Source organism: Planktothrix sp. PCC 11201, assembly GCF_900009135.1.
Classification (GTDB): Bacteria; Cyanobacteriota; Cyanobacteriia; order Cyanobacteriales; family Microcoleaceae; genus Planktothrix.
Genome location: NZ_LT797701.1, coordinates 891,465 through 908,625, shown reverse-complemented (window position 1 = coordinate 908,625; position 17,161 = coordinate 891,465). Strand labels below are relative to the sequence as shown.

The following is a 17,161-nucleotide window of genomic DNA, read 5'->3' as shown; positions in this document are numbered from 1 at the left end:
GAGTTTTAAAGCTCAATAAATTTTAGCTTTAAAAACGGATATTTAAATATATTATTGACGATGCACGAGTTCGATTTTTGAAGAAAACCTTTTGTCTAATTGCTTTTGTACATGGACACATTACAAACAATAGATCGGGCAGAAGAAATGCTAAATTTTGCTTTGGCAAATATTGACTATCTCCCTCCTCCCTCACTGTAATAGGGTAATTATTTTTTATTTTGGGTGAATTGTAAGTTTATTGATCCAGAGGCTTTACTATAAGTATAAAGTGATTTTTAGTCGATTATGTCTCGTTCTAAAGCTTTACAATATTACGTTTTTAGTCGTTTACTATTAGCCCCTTTAATGTTGTGGACAATTACCACGGTGGTTTTTTTGCTGTTACGCGCCACGCCTGGTGACCCGGTGGATGCAATTCTTGGCCCCAGGGCTCCGGCCGCCGCCAAGGAAGCCCTGCGATCGCAATTGGGGTTAAATGGTTCCCTGTCGCAACAATATTTTGATTATATGGGGAAACTCCTGCATCTGGATTTGGGCACCTCCCTGACCAGTCGCGGGGAAACGGTTTGGCAAATTATTCAAAATCACTTTCCCGCAACGGTTGAACTGGCTTTATTTAGCATGATCGTGGCCTTGGCCGTGGGAATTACCGTGGGGGCGGTGGCGGCGTCCCATCCCGATACGATTTGGGACACGGGGGGCCGTTTATTCGGAATTATTACCTATGCAATTCCGCCTTTTTGGGCGGGGATGTTGTTGCAATTAATTTTTGCCGTGCAGTTGGGTTGGTTTCCCCTGGGCACTCGATTTCCGGTGACTATTCCTACTCCTGAAGGTTGGAGTGGTTTATATACCTTGGATAGTTTATTTACAGGAAATTTAATGCAGTTAGGAGTCGCACTTTATTACCTCTGTTTACCTTCTTTAACCTTGGGGTTATTATTAAGTGGTATTTTTGAAAGAATTGTGCGAGTTAACCTCAAACAAACCTTAAAAGCGGATTATGTGGAAGCGGCTAGAGCTAGAGGAATTCCCGAATTAAGAATTGTTTTAGCCCATGCTTTAAAAAATGCCATGATTCCGGTAATTACGGTGTTAGGTTTAACTTTTGCAGCGTTATTAGGGGGCGCAATTTTAACGGAAGTAACCTTTTCTTGGCCGGGATTAGCTAATCGGTTATATGAAGCCATTAGTTTCCGAGATTATCCCACAGTGCAGGGAATTGTTGTCTTTTTTGCGGCAATTGTTGTGGTTGCGAGTATTCTAATTGATGTTCTGAATGCCTGTATTGATCCGAGAATTAGATATTAGGACAATTGGGGTGATGACGGAATAGAATTTTGATTCAATTCGATGGAATCTAGGGGCAATTGCAACTGGAATCCATCGAATTTTTCAATCCGATTTCTCGCCATTTCACAGTATTCTGGACTCATATCAATCCCAATAAAATTTCTCCCCATTTGTTGAGCAACTTTGCAAGTTGTCCCACTTCCACACATCGGATCAAGAATTAAATCCCCAGTATTTGACCAAGAATAAATATGATCCCGAGCTAATTCACAGGGAAAGGGCGCGGGGTGATTTTTTGCTTCTTGATCTTCGAGATTTTTTCCCACCACATATTCCCAAATATTCCCTTTAATTTTTTGATTCTTTACAGGTTTTGCCATTTTTGAACGTTTTTGATCATCTTTTGAATAATTTTTATAGGTTGTGCCATTCAGTTCTAATCCGGCGTGCAAACAGTCTACCATTAGGGCGTTATGGGTGGCAACCTGACCTTTACTAAAAACAAACATATATTCAAATTCATTACTATATCTCCGTCGATAAATTTGAGGAATAGGATTTCTTTTTCTAAAAATCATGGTATCATGAAGATTGAAACCAATTTCTTTAAAAAAGATCGCCTGTTTAAAGCTAGTTGCGGTTTCACTTCCCTCAATCGTGGCGTCAGCAACCACCCAAACTATAACGCCTCCTGGTTTAATTACACGGTATAGTTCTCTAGCAATATCTTCAAAGGGAAAGACAAAACCTTTATATTTTCTCAGGTTATCATAAGGAGGGGACGTTAAGACCATATCAATACAGTCATTCTCGAAGTTTTTCATCACTTCTATACAATCTCCTTGAACTATTTTATTAATAAATTCAGTTATACTCATTGATTAGTTACCTGATTTCAAGAATTTTGCTATCTGTGACAGAGTTGATTATTTTGATTTTATTTTCAATTTTATAAACTTTTATAAGTTCCCGCAGAGCTTCTTCATGGGTCATCCGCATTATTTTCTCTCTTTCATCGGCAAGAAATTTGAGAGCTTCTTGTTTCGCAACCTCAATAGACTCAACGGCTGCTTGCTTTTCTTCTTTCCATAGATTTTCTATGATTTGGGAAGAATTTAAGATGGTTTTATTGACGGCAAGCCAATAATTAGACGCATTTTTAGATGGATTTAAGGTTGTAATTATTTGGAATACTTCTTGAATGATATTTTCTATATTTGGTTCTTTTTGAACTAGAGAAAATCGAAGCAACATAGCTAAATGAGAGTATGTAAATATGCACACATTTACTGAGCTAGATTGTTCATAAATTTGGCTAGATTGGTTTGGCAATTGATAAATTGGACAAACCACCATGGCATAGTTTTTACCATGCTTCCAGCGATCCATGTTCTGGATTTTAAAATCCTTTTGGTTTTTAGCAGTTCTACTAAGTCGGAAAGACTTTGCATCTGCTACAAAACTATAGGATTTAGCAAAAACTTCGACATCTGCTGCATCTGCTCTTTCTGTTATAACGTGACTTCTTAGACCTACAGCTTTAAATACTTCAGCCAACAATGAGTCAGTATATTTTGCATATAATTTTTCTTCACTGGAATCATGGGCATACAACTCTGGAATATTTCCGCAAAGACGCAAGTGATCAATAAGGGCTGAAACTCCCTCTTGTTTTATTTCATTACTAAGATCTTGTTTTAAATTCTCATAATAATCACTAAACTTACCACTCAATTGTTGAATCTTTTCAACCCATTGAGTCCGCCTATTAATTGCAATTTTACTTATCAATTTTTCCACAAATATCCTTTATACTTTCCATGTAACTCTGAATAGCTAACTCAATATTTATTTCGTATTGGTGCTATCAACAGGTACTCCTAATTATACCTGATATTTAATTTCCTGTCAATAATATATAAACCAAACTATAAGAGCTAGTTCGCGTCAATCTTCGTTATTTTAGATTCTTATCTAAAATAACTCGCTTTTGTTATCAACACAGAAATTAGATCTCAAAATTTGCCTCAAAAATGGATAGTTTTGATAAAATGGGGGATGAGCGATCGCGATAATGATCATTATGGAAAGTCAACCTAGGGAGATTCAACTTTATCAGGACTTACGCAATTACGCTATATATAGCGCATAGAAAATCTGGCGATTTTCGGCGATTTAGCCCAGAGAATCGTCAGACACCCGGATTAAATTAGTCTCAATTCATGAGTTTAAAGCTCAATAAATTTGAGCTTTTGGGGATAATCTGTTGTTGCGCTTAAGCGCATCCTAGAGAGCCCTGAAGGGCTCACTACTAGGGTATGGTAATTGTCCTTAATAACTGTTCAATAATTGTTTTTGCCCGCCTTCCCCCCGCCGGAATTAAACGATGGGATAAGACATGGGGCGCTAAGTATTTAACGTCATCCGGTGTGCCATAATCTCTACCTAATAAAAAGGCTAAGGCTTGAGTGGCTCGATGTAAAGAAATAGCACCCCGAGGACTCACTCCTAAAGTGATTTCATCTGATTCTCTTGTAGCTCTAACTAAATTTAGAATATACTGTTGTAATGGGGTTTCAATCTTAATTTGACGACACCAATTTTGAATTTCTAATACCTCATCCTGAGAAATACAAGGTTTTAAATCATCTACCGTTATCCCATCCGATAACCGTTGTAACATTTGCAATTCTTCCGCTTCGCTGGGATATCCTAAAGTTAAGGATAATAAAAATCTATCCATTTGGGCTTCGGGTAAGGGAAAGGTTCCTTGATATTCAATGGGGTTTTGAGTTGCGATGACAAAAAACGGTTTAGGAACTAACCGAGAAACCCCATCAACGGTGACTTGTCTTTCTTCCATTACTTCTAATAATGCCGACTGAGTTCGAGGTGTCGCCCGGTTAATTTCATCGGTTAATAAAATATTAGTAAAAATCGGCCCGGGTAAAAATTCAAATTCCCCAGTGCGGGGATTCCAAATATTAGTTCCGGTGATATCTGTAGGTAATAAATCCGGTGTACATTGTATCCGATGAAATTGTCCTGCTATCGAACGGGCTAGGGATTTTGCGAGTAAGGTTTTACCCACACCCGGAACATCTTCTAATAAGGCATGACCCCCGGCTAATAACGCGACTAACGTTAACCGAATAGCGTCTTCTTTGCCTACAATTGTCCGGCTTAAATTTTGTTTTAGATGTTCAATTCTTTGTTTCATGGGATATTTTTATTGATAGTAAGACAAAATGCAATGATGTCAATTATAATCCTGGGTGAAAGAGAGAAAGACCAGACGCGCCGTGGCTCGTCTCTACATTGGGTCTAGTATTTCCTTAGCTTGTAAACAATCCGCCTTAATTTGAGTTTTGAGGGCTTCTAAAGAGGAGAATTTCTGTTCTGGTCGCAGGAATTCTTCTAGGCTAACATTTAAGGTTTTACCATATAAATCCCCCGACCAATCTAACAGATGAACCTCCACGGTGACTTTTTGACCTGCGACCGTTGGACGACAGCCAATATTCATCACCCCCGGATGATTCACTAACTCAAAATTAGCATCACCTCCGGTTTCTGTGAGTGATTTCATCCCCATTTCCGATACTTTTACGGCATAAACCCCATAGCGAGGTAAGAATTTTTCCGGGGGTAATTGTAAATTAGCAGTGGGAAATCCGATAGTTCGTCCCAACTGTTGACCCTGAACCACCGACCCAACTACATGATAGGATCTGCCTAATAACTGATTGGCTCGAATAATCGCACCTTGTTCTAAGGATATACGAATTTCTGAACTACTAATTCGCTCGCCGTTTTCACATAAATATAAAGGAACCGTTTGTACCTTAATTCCATAATTTGTGGCAATTTTTTCTAAATCCTTAACAGTTCCAGCCCGTTTTTTCCCAAAGTGAAAATCAATCCCCACACTAATATAATTAGGTTGTAACTTTTGAATTAAAATCTTTTCCACAAATTCTACTGGAGATAAAGCCGCCATTTGTTCATCAAACGGTAATAAAACTAACTGTTTTACCCCCATTCTTTTCAACCATTCCGCTTTTTCATCTAGGGGAGTGAGTAACTTTTTGGGTTGACCTGTAAAAAATTCTTGAGGATGGGGATGAAAGGTGACGACCGTACTATAACCGAGTTCCGATTCTCCCAAATTACTATCCAATAGGAATGTATCCCGCGTCAAATGGGCGACGGGGTTAGCTAAAAGCATCTCTGTCCGTGGTCGGGAATCAATTGGCGGCCTTACACTTAAAATCGGCTGAATCACCTGTTGGTGGCCCCGATGTAAGCCATCAAAGTTTCCTAAAGCAACGGCAGTGGGCGTTAATATGGTATCGAGCGATGATGTTATCCACACACTTCACATTTTGACATAATTTTGAAATTGGCGATCGCCAGGTCAGAAAATTTTGTGAAATCAACCCTAGAGTTAGACTTAATGGGAGAGAGGAGGAATAGAATTGGAAGGAGAACTTAACTGAATCGATAATCCTTCCCTGGCGATTAAACTATTCGGAAACTGTTCGGCCACCTGTTCCCCGGTTTTATCCATAAAATCATCATTATGCAGGGGGTCATGATGGAAAATCACTAACCGTTTCACCTTGGCAGCTTTGGCTATTTTGACCGCTTCTTGCCAAGTTGAATGCCCCCATCCCACCTTACTGGTTTTTTCAGCATAATATTCTTCATTCGTATAGGTAGCATCGTAAATTAAAACATCCGCATTCCGAGCTAAAAATAACACATTTTCGTCTAGGCGATCGGGAAAATGTTCCGTATCACTGACATAGGCCGCGGCATAATTTCGCCAATTGACGCGATAGCCCACCGCTTCCCCCGGATGGTTTAATAGGGCCGTTTCCACCACAACTTCATCCCCAATTTCAATCGACTTGCCCACATTAATATCAACAAACTTTAAATCTGCTCCCATAATTTGTAAAGGAACCGGAAAATTAGGATGGAGCATTTGATCATTCAAACGATGCTGCACCGTTGAACCATCGGGGGCAATCGTACCATAAATATAAAAAGTATTAATTTTAATAAAAGCGGGAACAAAAAATGGAAATCCCTGAATATGATCCCAATGATAGTGACTAAAAAATAAATGCCCGGTTACAGGCATTTGAGACAGCAAAGATTGTCCGAGAACTCGTAAACCCGTACCCCCATCAAAAATCAACCGTTCTGAGCCCACTCGCATTTCAACACAGGGAGTATTTCCACCGTAGCGCACCGTTTCCGACCCCGGACAAGCGATGCTCCCTCTGACTCCCCAAAAGTGAACCGTAAATTGGTTTTGTAAATTAGACATAGGTGTTAATTGCTAGTTGGAGTTAGGCAATTGAGTGGGTTAGGTTGATTATAATTAAGTTTTGGCTGGAAAACTTAATCGTAACCGATAGAGATGTAAGTTTATCTCGGATCAATATTAGCTAATGTGACAAAATGCCATAAAATATCCATAATGCCATTTTAATTTTAGCTCAAACTTGAGATCACAAAACACAAGACTTAACTTGGGATCGTCAGAATGGATAAACTCAGTAAAACCCTTGATCATCTTGAGCTAATTCGGATTAGCCTATCAATCGGGACTCAGCAACTCCGGCATCAAGTTCAAACACTATTATATTCCAGGGATGCAAAGGTCAATTCTTCTAAGTCTTTCCTCGCTACATCCCTACTTCCATATTTTCACCGGGTTCAACCCAGAAAAAGATTGAGCCGCCGTCGGTATCAACGTTTGAGAAGTTGGTTGTTTTTCCTAATTCTATTCGGAATTTGGGGCTGGTGGAATAGTAAACTTTTATTTTCAACCGCTTTCGGTGCGCTGGTGATGAGTTGGGTTTACCGTCACAGGGAACTTCCCGTTAACCTCAACCAATGGGACTGGTATCGAAGACTAGAAAGGTCTCAACGTCAATTTTTATTTGCCTTTGGAAGTGGGGTAAGTTCCTGTATATTCCTGTATATTTCTTTATCGATTTGGACAAGCTCCCAGAGTCCAGAAATGGCTTTAAGTCTGATTGGGCAGAATTTAGGTATTCTGGGAATTTTAATCTTTATTATCTGGCAATGGTATCAACAAAAATTCAATATAGGTAAATCTCAACTTAACCGATGGTTAGGAGATTTAACCCAAGAGAATTGCCTAAAACGCTTGATTGCTGTGCGTCAACTCACCACAGCTTTTAAAAATTTTCCCCAACATTCGGGAAATCCACAGTTACTATTAGAAGCTAAACGTTGGCAACCCTTACCGCCCATAGAGTTCTTTCAAGAAATTGATCAGACTCATATTGTTGAGTATTTTCAGTTGATGTTATATCAAGAAAATGAACCCATCGTCCGTGAAGCCCTATTAGAAGGGTTACAAATTCTGCAACAGGATTACAAAAATTATTCTTAGAAATTAAACTTTAAAATTCAACTCGAAAATGATGTAAAATTAATTGACCATCAAAGGTTCCAAAGGTAACTTTTTTAAGATTACAACCACTTAGTTTTAGTTGAGCATTAGGGAAGTTAAGAGCATCAGAACTCATATGATGGGAAACGCTCATTCCGGTTTCTGCTACTTTTTTACCTTCGATATCATAAGCTGATAAAACCGTAGCACTAGAACTGGTAACCATTCCACAGACTTTCTGAACGGGATATTTAAAGTTGATTTCTAAATGTCCCCCTTTGGGCGCACCCATGATTACAGTGGTTGTGGGTTTAATCACAAAAGCTGGATTAGACGGTTGGAGAGCGATCGCATTTTTAAAAGTAATGCCCCAATGTTGAAACTGATTTTCGATCACTTCAAAACAATATAATTCTTCTAAGGCTAACCTAATTTTTGTTGAGGTTTTAATGGTAAGTTCTTGCTCTAAATTAAGTTCTTCCCGTTGAGGATAAACCGTAATTTCAGTAGAATTAAACTCAGAATTAATAGGATTTTTTAACTCAAAGAGCCCAATTCCATCAACCGCCGGAAAGTCTTCGTCTATCATAAGATTTTTCATAGTGACCCACAACCAAATTAGTGATACTACAGGGTTGATTCGACCATTCTGGTGTCAAACTACTATCTTTTGGGAGGACATTCACAAAAAGATGGGCTTAACCCATGAGGGGTATCACCCCCTATTATAAACAAGTGGAGATGATTTGCAAACACTGGTTTAGGATTAACAAGATCCTACAAAGGTTCTGAGGGGGAATCGGGAAGATTGGGCAGGGGGAGCAGGGGGAGCAGGGCAGGGCTGTTTCATGTTTGAAAATTATAGCTTACTTTTTAGCCATAATTCTCAAACATAATAGCTATTTTCGGAAGAATTAATATTTCCTATAAGGGCTATATAATATTAATTATATGAAATAGTTATCTAAATAGCATAAATATTCCTATTCCCTACGGAGTAAGACTTACGTTTGTGATTTTTCTCTATTTTTCCTAAACTAATCGCTCTATTCTTAACTTGGGGATGAAGAGATAGCCACTAATTTCTCCCACTGATTTCCTAACCACCTTCTTCCCTCTGTTATTGATAAAAATCCTAAACCTCTGAAAATATTCAATCCTAGGGTGTTGAGCAATGCCAAATTAGTCGCCGCTCGTACTTGATGAATTTTCATACTATCCTCTTTAAATAACACATCTTTTACCCAATGAACTTGATTTTCAATCCCCCAATGCCCTTTAATCTTTTGGGAAAAAAATTCTGCCTTTTCCCAGATACTACTTATATAATAAACCGTTTCTTTATCAGACTTTTTTCCTCTGTATCCCCACCGTTCTACCTGAATTATACTTTGAATATGTTCCCAAAGGCTTTCAATTTTTATTGATTTTTTAAACACTGATACCCGACGAGTTATTTCTCGTCCATGACCCCGCTCTTTTTGAGTATCTATACTTTCAGCTTTCGTCGTTTTTATGATTTTTTCGATTTGATTATACAGTTTGATTTGATTCTTCTTAACCGCAATTAAATAATCGTTTTCACTCTCGATAATCTTTCGGACTGTGGTGACATTACAATGTAACGTATCCGCAGTTATCAACTTTCCTTTTAGACCACATTCTCCTATCATCCTTTGGGCTACAGCTTGTTCTGAACCGGTTTTACTCTCGAACTTTTCCGTCGCTAATACTAATCCTGTTTCTTGACTAAATATAGATACCATTATTCCCATGTTTTGCTGCTGATTTCCGGGGTCTTTTACCGTACTTCTTAAACTTTTTCCATCTATTGCTAATCCCTCTATTCCCTTTAATTTAGGAGAATTATCTCTTGACCATTCTTTTACTATTTTACTTAAATCTTTCTCATCTACTCCTCTCATTACCCTTCTTATTGTTGAAATAGCACTTCCCATAACTCATACCTTTTTCCCTGACTTTTTCTGAAGTCCTTGACTTTTTTTAAATTTTCTATTAAACTCGTTAGCATCTTTTTTTAGAAAAAATGGCGATCGCTTTCCATTTTATCAGGTGGCTATCGCTCTTTCTTTACTCTTTTTCACCCGACTTTGAAACAGCCCTGCCCTGCTCCCCCTGACCCCCCTGCTCCCCCTGATCCCTGCTATAACTGATTACTGATGACTGATTACGGGTAAGCTGATCACAAAGGTACTCCCCTCTCCGGGTGTAGAGGTGCATAGGAGTTGACCTTGATGTTTTTCCACAATAATTTGATAACTAATGGCTAAACCCATTCCGGTGCCTTGACCGACGGGTTTAGTGGTGAAAAATGGTTCAAAAATTCTACTGCGAACGGTTTCAATCATTCCCAAACCATTGTCAGAAATTTCAATTTTTACCCATTGTTTTTGTTCTGAATCAGTCAGGATATCTGTATGAATAGAAATTTGTGGCGGGCTGTTTTTTTGGGCTGTTTCTAGGGCATCAATAGCATTCATAAAAATATTCATAAAGACTTGATTCAGTTGACCAACATAGCAGTGAATTAAGGGAATCTTTCCATAATTTTTGATCACTTTAATTTCCGGTCGAGACGCTTGGGCTTTGAGACGATGCTTTAAAATCATCAGGGTATTATCCAGATTTTCATGTAAATCAACGGTTTTAATATCGGCTTCATCTAAACGGGAAAATGAACGCAAGGATAGGACAATATCAGCGATTCTTTGACTTCCAACTCGCATGGACTGGAAAATTTTCTGTAAATCAGATTCCAAAAATTCTAAATCCAAATCATCAATTTCGGTTTGAATTTCTGTGACAGGTTGGGAATAATAGGTTTGATACAATGAAATTAAATTCAGTAAGCTATCTGTGTATTCTTTAGCATAGGTGATATTGCCAAAGATAAAACTCACTGGATTATTAATTTCATGGGCAATTCCAGCTACTAATTGTCCCAAACTAGACATTTTTTCACTTTGTAATAATTGAGCTTGAGTTTGTTTGAGTTGGGTGAGAGCTTTTTCTAATTCGGTGGCTTTTTGTTGTAATTCGATTTGAGATTCCTGTAAAATATAGGTATCCTGTTCAATTTTCTCCGCCATTTGATCAAAAGCCGCAGAAATTTGAGCTAATTCATCTGACCCTTCAAGACGGCTGCGATCGCTTAAATTTCCCTGAGCTAAATTCTGACTAACTAATACTAACCGCGAGACTCTTTTGGTTAAAGTTAATTCAAAAAATAACCACACTAATAAACAAATAATCAGTACCACTGCATTCATTTGTAAAGAACGGTTTAAAGCATCTCGATAGGCTTGTTTTTTGATTTGAGTCAGATCATAAATTGAGAGTAGAGTTCCCACTTGAGGACGCAATTGATTGGGTTTGGGGGGAAGTATGACCGGGGTAATCACCTTTAAAATTAGCTGATTATCTGACCAAACTTTTTCTCTAACTTTGGTTTGTTTAGCCTTTTGAATCTGGGGGTAAAGATAGGAAAAACTTGTATTAATTATGGGTTTTTGTTGTAATTGATAATAATTGGAAAAAACAACAACATTATTTTCATCTAAGAAAGCTGATAATTTTAAGTTAGGTTCTTCTCCCATTTCACCAATCACCAGCTTTGCCCCATCTAAACTTTTACTATCCATGTTAGCCCGTCGTAAAACAAATTCTAAGAGGGTAACAGTTTTTTCACTATAAAAATCTGCCTGTTCTAAAACTCTATTTTCCTGACGTTTGTAGGTTGCGTTTACTTCTGTTATAAAACTACAGAAACCTAGTCCACTACTTAAAAATAGAAGTAAACTGGGAATAGTAATGCGCAGAGGTAGACTAAAAGCAAAACGTTTCATGGATTAGATTGATTCAATTGAGTGAAAAAACGAGCATCTAACAAAGATGAAAAATCTATATTTGACTGTAGTAGTTCCTTGTTTTGCATTAATTTAGATAATTTTTTAGCAGAATTAACCAGACTCGGATCGGTTTGGGAGAGAAGTTTTTTATTTTCTATGGGTGTAAAAAAACTCAATAGTTTCAGAGAAGACAAAAATTCCTTCGCTGTGATTCCTCCCCGTTTTGCCATAATTTCAGCCGCATTTTCCGGTTCTTTTTTGAAATAATCTAATGCCATAAACCAGCCCCGCACCAACTGCTCTAAATTCTTAGATTGAGTTTCTAAGATATCCTGACGTACCACCAACATATCCACTACTTCCCCCGGTATTTTGCTGCTATCAAATAAGACTTTAGCACCCGTTGCCAGTAAGTTAGACCGAACCGGTTCAAAGGTAACAACAGCATCAACTTCACCCTGTTTAAACGCGGCTTCATGTTCCGAGTAACCCAGGGAAACAACAGTAATATCCTGTAGAGAAAGTCCCGCTTTATCGAGTCCCCGACTCAGTATATAAGCCCCTAATGCGGTGTTTTCCACCCCGACTTTTTTTCCTTTAATATCTGCTAGGGTTTTTAACTCCGGTTTCCCCAGGATTACATCTGCACCATTGGATACATCTATCAACATAATTGCCCGAACCTCTGGAAAGGTTTCCGCCAGGATTAAGGTTTCATCAATGCTCATCCCTCCTGCTTGTAAATTCCCACTACGCAGCCCGCTACTAACTTCGGTTGTAGAGGGATAATCAACAATATGAATCGAACTATTTTGATAGTAACCCAACTGCTCGGCTAAATATAAAGGGGCGAAACCCGGCCAATTATTAACGCCTACAAGCAGGGGAGTTATCGGTTGTTCAAAACAACTGATTAATATTCCCAAACTGATACAGATTAAAATGCCCAGGGAAAAGAAATGGATCAGGGATTTTTTGGCTGAAATTGTACGATTATTCATGGAAATTCCTCTGACTTTCAAATAGAAAATTCTGAATCAACTGAACTAACTGCCGGATTTGTACGGGTTTAGGCAGATATTCATTTGCCCCGGCAGCCAAACATTGTTCCCTGTCCCCGGCCATCGCGAAGGCTGTTAAGGCAATTATCGGTAGGGTGGCCATTTGTGGATCAGCCCGAATCTGGCGCATGGCTTCCAAACCATCTATTTCTGGCATGGAAATATCCATTAAAATCAAATCTGGATGTAAACTATTCGCTTTTTGAACTGCTTCGATCCCATTTCTAGCCACTTCCAAATCAAACCCCTTAGCTTGTAAGTAGTTAAGCAAGGTCTGAATATTATCGGGATTATCTTCAGCCAGCAGAATTAGAGGACGTTTTGACCCACTCGGAGCGATCCAAGACAGGGCTGATCTATCCAAAAGTTCGGCTGGAGTTAACCTCAGAGATTCTCCCCACGGGGCCTGAGTCCAAGGTAGGGCAACGGTAAAGCAACTGCCTTTTCCGGGTTGGCTATCGAGGGTAACTGTCCCCCCGTGCATTTCCACCAATTTTTTTACCAACACTAATCCTAAACCTGTGCCTTCATAACGTCGGGATAAACGGCTATCAATTTGAACAAAGACTTGAAATAATTGCGCTTGATCTTCGAGAGCAATGCCAATGCCATTATCAATTACAGAAAAACGAACTTTTTTTTCATCAGGATCTCCCCTGACTTCCAGGCGCACCTGTCCACCCTCGGGGGTAAATTTTACCGCATTATTGAGCAAATTAATTAAAACCTGACGCATTCGACGTTCATCTACATTCAGGGCTTCGGTGACGTCTTCAATTTGATAACTGAGTCGAATATTTTTTTGGTAGGCCTGTTGTTTGACAAAACTTAAACTGTGTTGACAAAGTTCATTAGCAGAAACGGGAGAGCATTCTAGGTTTAATTTTCCGGCTTCAATTTTGGAGAGATCGAGAATATCGTTAATTAGTTCGAGTAGGTGTTTTCCATTTCTATAAATTAGCCTTAGTGCTTGATTTTGTTGTTCATTGAGTTCTCCAAAGGTTTGTTCCTGTAGGACTTCTGACATTCCTAAAATTGAGTTGAGGGGAGTCCTAAGTTCGTGACTCATATTGGCTAGAAATTCATCCTTGAGACGGGAAGCCATGGCAAGTTCGGCGTTGGCGATCGCTAATTGTTCATTGGTTTGACGCAGTTGAATTTCAGCTTGTTGGCGTTCATATAAGGCAGCTTGACGTTCACTAATATCTTGAGAAATACAAATATAATCCCCATCTTCTGTAACGGTAAAGGAAACTTCTTGATTAAAAGTTGTGCCATCTTTTCTTAAACCGATGGTTTCTCCCCGCCAGAATTTTTGTTGTTGTAACAGGGGAAATATATCTTTTTCAAACCATTTTACCACATCCAATGTATAAAGAACTCGCCAATTTTTAGTTAATAATTCTTCGGGATTACTATAACCAAATAGTTTTAAGTGGGCATTATTAACATAAATATATTCTTCATTTTTTAAAATAGAAATTCCATCAATAGAAGCCTCTACCGCCGCCAATTGACGTTTAAGATTATCTTCAGCCTGTTTGCGATCGCTAATATTTTGAGCCACGCCTAAAATTTGTTGGGTGTTCCCCGATGAATCTCGTTTAAATACAGTAGCATGACTCGAAAACCATAACCATTCTCCATTTTTATGCTGGATGCGATATTCAACATAACTAATCTCTCGATCACTCATTTGAGCCGTTTCTTCTAGGTGTTTAATGACTGTTTCTTGATCATCAGGATGAAAAAGGATTGAAAAGTTATCCCCTATTATCGATAATTCTAGCGAGGTATATCCTAAAATGGTCGTTAAGGATCGGCTATTATAAATACTGCGATTCTGCTCTACATCGTAGAGATATAAAATATTAGGACTACTATCGGCAATACTTTCAATAAATTGTTCTCGTTCTCGCAGGGTTTCTACTAATTGAGCTTGTTCTAAAGCCACACCCACTTGATCGGCAATTTCTCGCATCAGTTCAATCTCAAAATCCGTCCATTTTCGCGGGGAAACACATTGATGAGCAATCATAAATCCCCAAAAACTATGATTTTGAATAATCGGAACAATCAATTTTGCTTTAATCTTCCATGCTTGTAAAAATTCAACTAAACAGGGGGTAATATCTTGATATTGTTGGTGAATGTTTGCAATGGCTTTTACGGTTCTATTAGAATAAAGTTGTTGATATTCTAGGGGAAAAACTTCTTCAGGAAAGTCAAAATTGAGAATCGAATCCCATCCAGGTAATACACTTTCTGCGATCGTTTTTCCTGTCCCATTGTCAAAAACTCGATAAATTAACAGGCGATCGCACCCTAAAATATTTTGAACTTCTGTAACAGTAGTTTGTAAAATTTGGTCAATATCTAAAGATTGACGAATCTTTAAAGCGATTTCTGCAAAGAGACGGGATTTGCGTTCTTGACGCTCTAATTTAGCCGTTCGATCCAAAATTCTAGTTTCTAATTCTTGATTCAAAAGTCTTAATTCTTGCTCAATTTTTTGTCGTTCCTGAATTTCTGTTTCAGCCTTTTGATAAAGCTGGGATTGTTGAATACCAATAGAAAGTTGCACCGCAATTTCATCTAATAATTCTAATTCACTCGAATGCCAATTGCGAGGAGAAAAACATTGATGGGCGATTAATAATCCCCAAATAAAATTCCCATTTTCTTGATTATGATCTTGAATTGAAATTGGAACGACTAAATTGGCTTTAACCTGAAATTGAGTTAAGAATTGTTGATAACATTCTGATAAATTTGCTTCTTCAATATTATTAATAGCGGTTTTTTTACCCTTTAAACAATGAAAAGCACCTCGGGTTTTAAAACAAGTATCTTCTAAATACATCCCTAAGCATGAAGTCCAGCCCTCTCCCACGGATTCTGCCACAATTGTTCCATTAAATGTCGAATCAAATTCATAGACTAAAACCCGATCACAATGGAGAATTTCTCGAATATCCACCACGGCATTATTCAGAATATCCGTTAAATTCAAAGATTGACGAATATGGAGGGCGGTTTGGTAAAATAGCCGCTCCCGTTGAACTTGTTGGTGTAATTGTTGTTCGGCTTTTTTCCGTTCGCTAATATCAAAACTAATTCCCACTAAACCCATGGGATTTCCCTCCCGATCTCGAATTAAGGTATCAAAAACATGAATTGGTAAAGTGCTACTATCTTTACGCGAGGTGGTAAATTCTCCTTCCCAATATCCTGTGTTGATAACTTCATAAACAATTTCCTCGGCTAAATTTTGTTGATCCAGAGGAACAACAAAATCAATAATATTATTACCTAGGGCATCTTCGGCTGTCCACTGATACAAAGTTTGAGCATAGTGATTCCAATAAATGATAGTTCCCTCTAAATCTGTCGCAATAATAGCATTTTTGACCTGCTCTAAAAGGGAAGCCTGTAACGCTATTTTTGATTCAATCAAACTTCGTTCTTGGATCTCCGCTTGTAGTCGTTGATTTGCGCGTTTTAAAGCCTCTGTGCGTCCCTGAATTTTTTCTTCAAGTTTGGTATTTTGAATTTGAAGTAATTGCACTTTTTCTGCTTCTAAATGATTAATTTTTTGTCGTAATAAATCTACTAATTCTAATAAATCAATCGGGTTAATGGCTTGTAAAATACTCGTTGGAGTAATAATACCAAGCAGTTCCCCGCGATCGCCCACAATCGGGATTCGATGAATATTGTATTGCTGCATTAACAGATGAGCCGCTAATAATGTATCATTGGGTTTGAGGCAAAATAGGGGGGTAGTCATGACGGTTTGAGCCTCTAAATTCCAATCTAAATCTAAGGCTTGAAACTTGAGAATATCTCCTTCCGTCATCAGACCCACCGGAATTTTAAATCGTTCTTGATTGTCAATTCTTTCCTCAACTAAAACGACACAACTAACCAGAGCAGAATTCATTAATTCCGCTAATTTTAATAAAGAAATTGTAGCGGGTGCTTGTACAACGGTTGAATTCATCACCTCCTCAATGGTTCTTAGTTTCAATAAATCCGTCGGTTCTAGGGAATTTTTTAAATCTCGATGGCTGAGTAAACCGACTAATTTACCCTGGGTATTTACCAGGGGTAAATGACGAATATTATGCTGTTGTAATAGGTTTAAAGTTGTACTTAAATGGGTAAATTCTGTCTCTTGAAGGGTAATCACCGGTTGGGTCATGACTGCGCCTACGGTCAAATTTTGTAGATCAACTCGTCGAGCAATTAAACGCACAATATCTCGATGGGTTAATATTCCCACAGGTCGATGATCTACAGTAATAATTATACAGGTTTTACCCTGACTGATTGCCAAGGAATTAGGAGTTAATAAACAGGTGGTTTGAGATTGGTTAAAAATTGCGATCGCATCAATTAATATGGTTTCTGGGGTCACAGTCAAAGGATCGGTCGTGATAGCCTTCTGTAAAGGAGAAACAAAATAATTATCAGAATTATTAGACATAAAATTAAGA

11 protein-coding genes and 1 pseudogene are annotated in these 17,161 nt (G+C 38.3%); 2 read left to right on the top strand and 10 right to left on the bottom strand.

The features are described from left to right. The first annotated feature begins 288 nt into the window (after positions 1 to 288). The gene (locus PL11201_RS14110) at positions 289 to 1,314 is read left to right on the top strand and encodes an ABC transporter permease (RefSeq protein WP_079679538.1); all 1,026 of its coding nucleotides are present in this window, start codon (positions 289 to 291) and stop codon (positions 1,312 to 1,314) included. Here the strand turns inward: PL11201_RS14110 and PL11201_RS14105 are convergent. The 5 genes from PL11201_RS14105 to PL11201_RS14085 form a co-directional block, all read right to left on the bottom strand. Next, positions 1,311 to 2,174 (bottom strand): DNA-methyltransferase, encoded by an 864-nt coding sequence (locus PL11201_RS14105; RefSeq protein ID WP_079679537.1) that lies wholly within the window; start codon positions 2,172 to 2,174, stop codon positions 1,311 to 1,313. The genes PL11201_RS14110 and PL11201_RS14105 overlap by 4 nt on opposite strands. A 7-nt stretch (positions 2,175 to 2,181) precedes the next feature. Further along, positions 2,182 to 3,096 carry a HindIII family type II restriction endonuclease gene (locus PL11201_RS14100; RefSeq protein ID WP_079679536.1) on the bottom strand — a complete coding sequence of 305 codons (915 nt, stop codon included), beginning with the start codon at positions 3,094 to 3,096 and terminating at the stop codon, positions 2,182 to 2,184. Positions 3,097 to 3,607: 511 nt separating this feature from the next. Beyond that, the gene (locus PL11201_RS14095) at positions 3,608 to 4,516 is read right to left on the bottom strand and encodes an AAA family ATPase (protein WP_079679535.1); all 909 of its coding nucleotides are present in this window, start codon (positions 4,514 to 4,516) and stop codon (positions 3,608 to 3,610) included. A gap of 93 nt (positions 4,517 to 4,609) precedes the next feature. Then, complete coding sequence (locus PL11201_RS14090) at positions 4,610 to 5,671, bottom strand: bifunctional riboflavin kinase/FAD synthetase (protein WP_079679534.1); 1,062 nt, start codon at positions 5,669 to 5,671, stop codon at positions 4,610 to 4,612. Positions 5,672 to 5,749: 78 nt separating this feature from the next. Further along, positions 5,750 to 6,634, bottom strand: a complete 885-nt coding sequence (locus tag PL11201_RS14085) for an MBL fold metallo-hydrolase (RefSeq protein WP_079679533.1) — start codon at positions 6,632 to 6,634, stop codon at positions 5,750 to 5,752. Between the two features lie 219 nt (positions 6,635 to 6,853). Here PL11201_RS14085 and PL11201_RS14080 point away from each other — a divergent pair, with 219 nt between their 5' ends. Beyond that, complete coding sequence (locus PL11201_RS14080) at positions 6,854 to 7,732, top strand: hypothetical protein (RefSeq protein ID WP_079679532.1); 879 nt, start codon at positions 6,854 to 6,856, stop codon at positions 7,730 to 7,732. Between the two features lie 10 nt (positions 7,733 to 7,742). Here PL11201_RS14080 and PL11201_RS14075 read toward each other — a convergent pair whose 3' ends face one another. The 5 genes and pseudogenes from PL11201_RS14075 to PL11201_RS14055 all read right to left on the bottom strand — a co-directional run bounded on the left by PL11201_RS14075 (position 7,743) and on the right by PL11201_RS14055 (position 17,151). Then, positions 7,743 to 8,333, bottom strand: a complete 591-nt coding sequence (locus PL11201_RS14075) for a hypothetical protein (RefSeq protein ID WP_144017756.1) — start codon at positions 8,331 to 8,333, stop codon at positions 7,743 to 7,745. Positions 8,334 to 8,784: 451 nt separating this feature from the next. Beyond that, a pseudogene (locus PL11201_RS14070) lies at positions 8,785 to 9,764 on the bottom strand (ISAs1 family transposase). 142 nt (positions 9,765 to 9,906) lie between these two features. Then, complete coding sequence (locus tag PL11201_RS14065) at positions 9,907 to 11,598, bottom strand: sensor histidine kinase (RefSeq protein WP_079679530.1); 1,692 nt, start codon at positions 11,596 to 11,598, stop codon at positions 9,907 to 9,909. Continuing rightward, on the bottom strand, positions 11,595 to 12,602 hold the full coding sequence (locus PL11201_RS14060; RefSeq protein ID WP_079679529.1) for an ABC transporter substrate-binding protein: 1,008 nt from the start codon (positions 12,600 to 12,602) through the stop codon (positions 11,595 to 11,597). Before PL11201_RS14060 ends, PL11201_RS14065 begins: the two co-directional genes overlap by 4 nt. Continuing rightward, positions 12,595 to 17,151, bottom strand: coding sequence for a PAS domain S-box protein (locus tag PL11201_RS14055; RefSeq protein ID WP_079679528.1), 4,557 nt, complete (start codon positions 17,149 to 17,151; stop codon positions 12,595 to 12,597). The genes PL11201_RS14060 and PL11201_RS14055 overlap by 8 nt, the downstream gene beginning before the upstream one ends. Between the last annotated feature and the right edge of the window lie 10 nt (positions 17,152 to 17,161).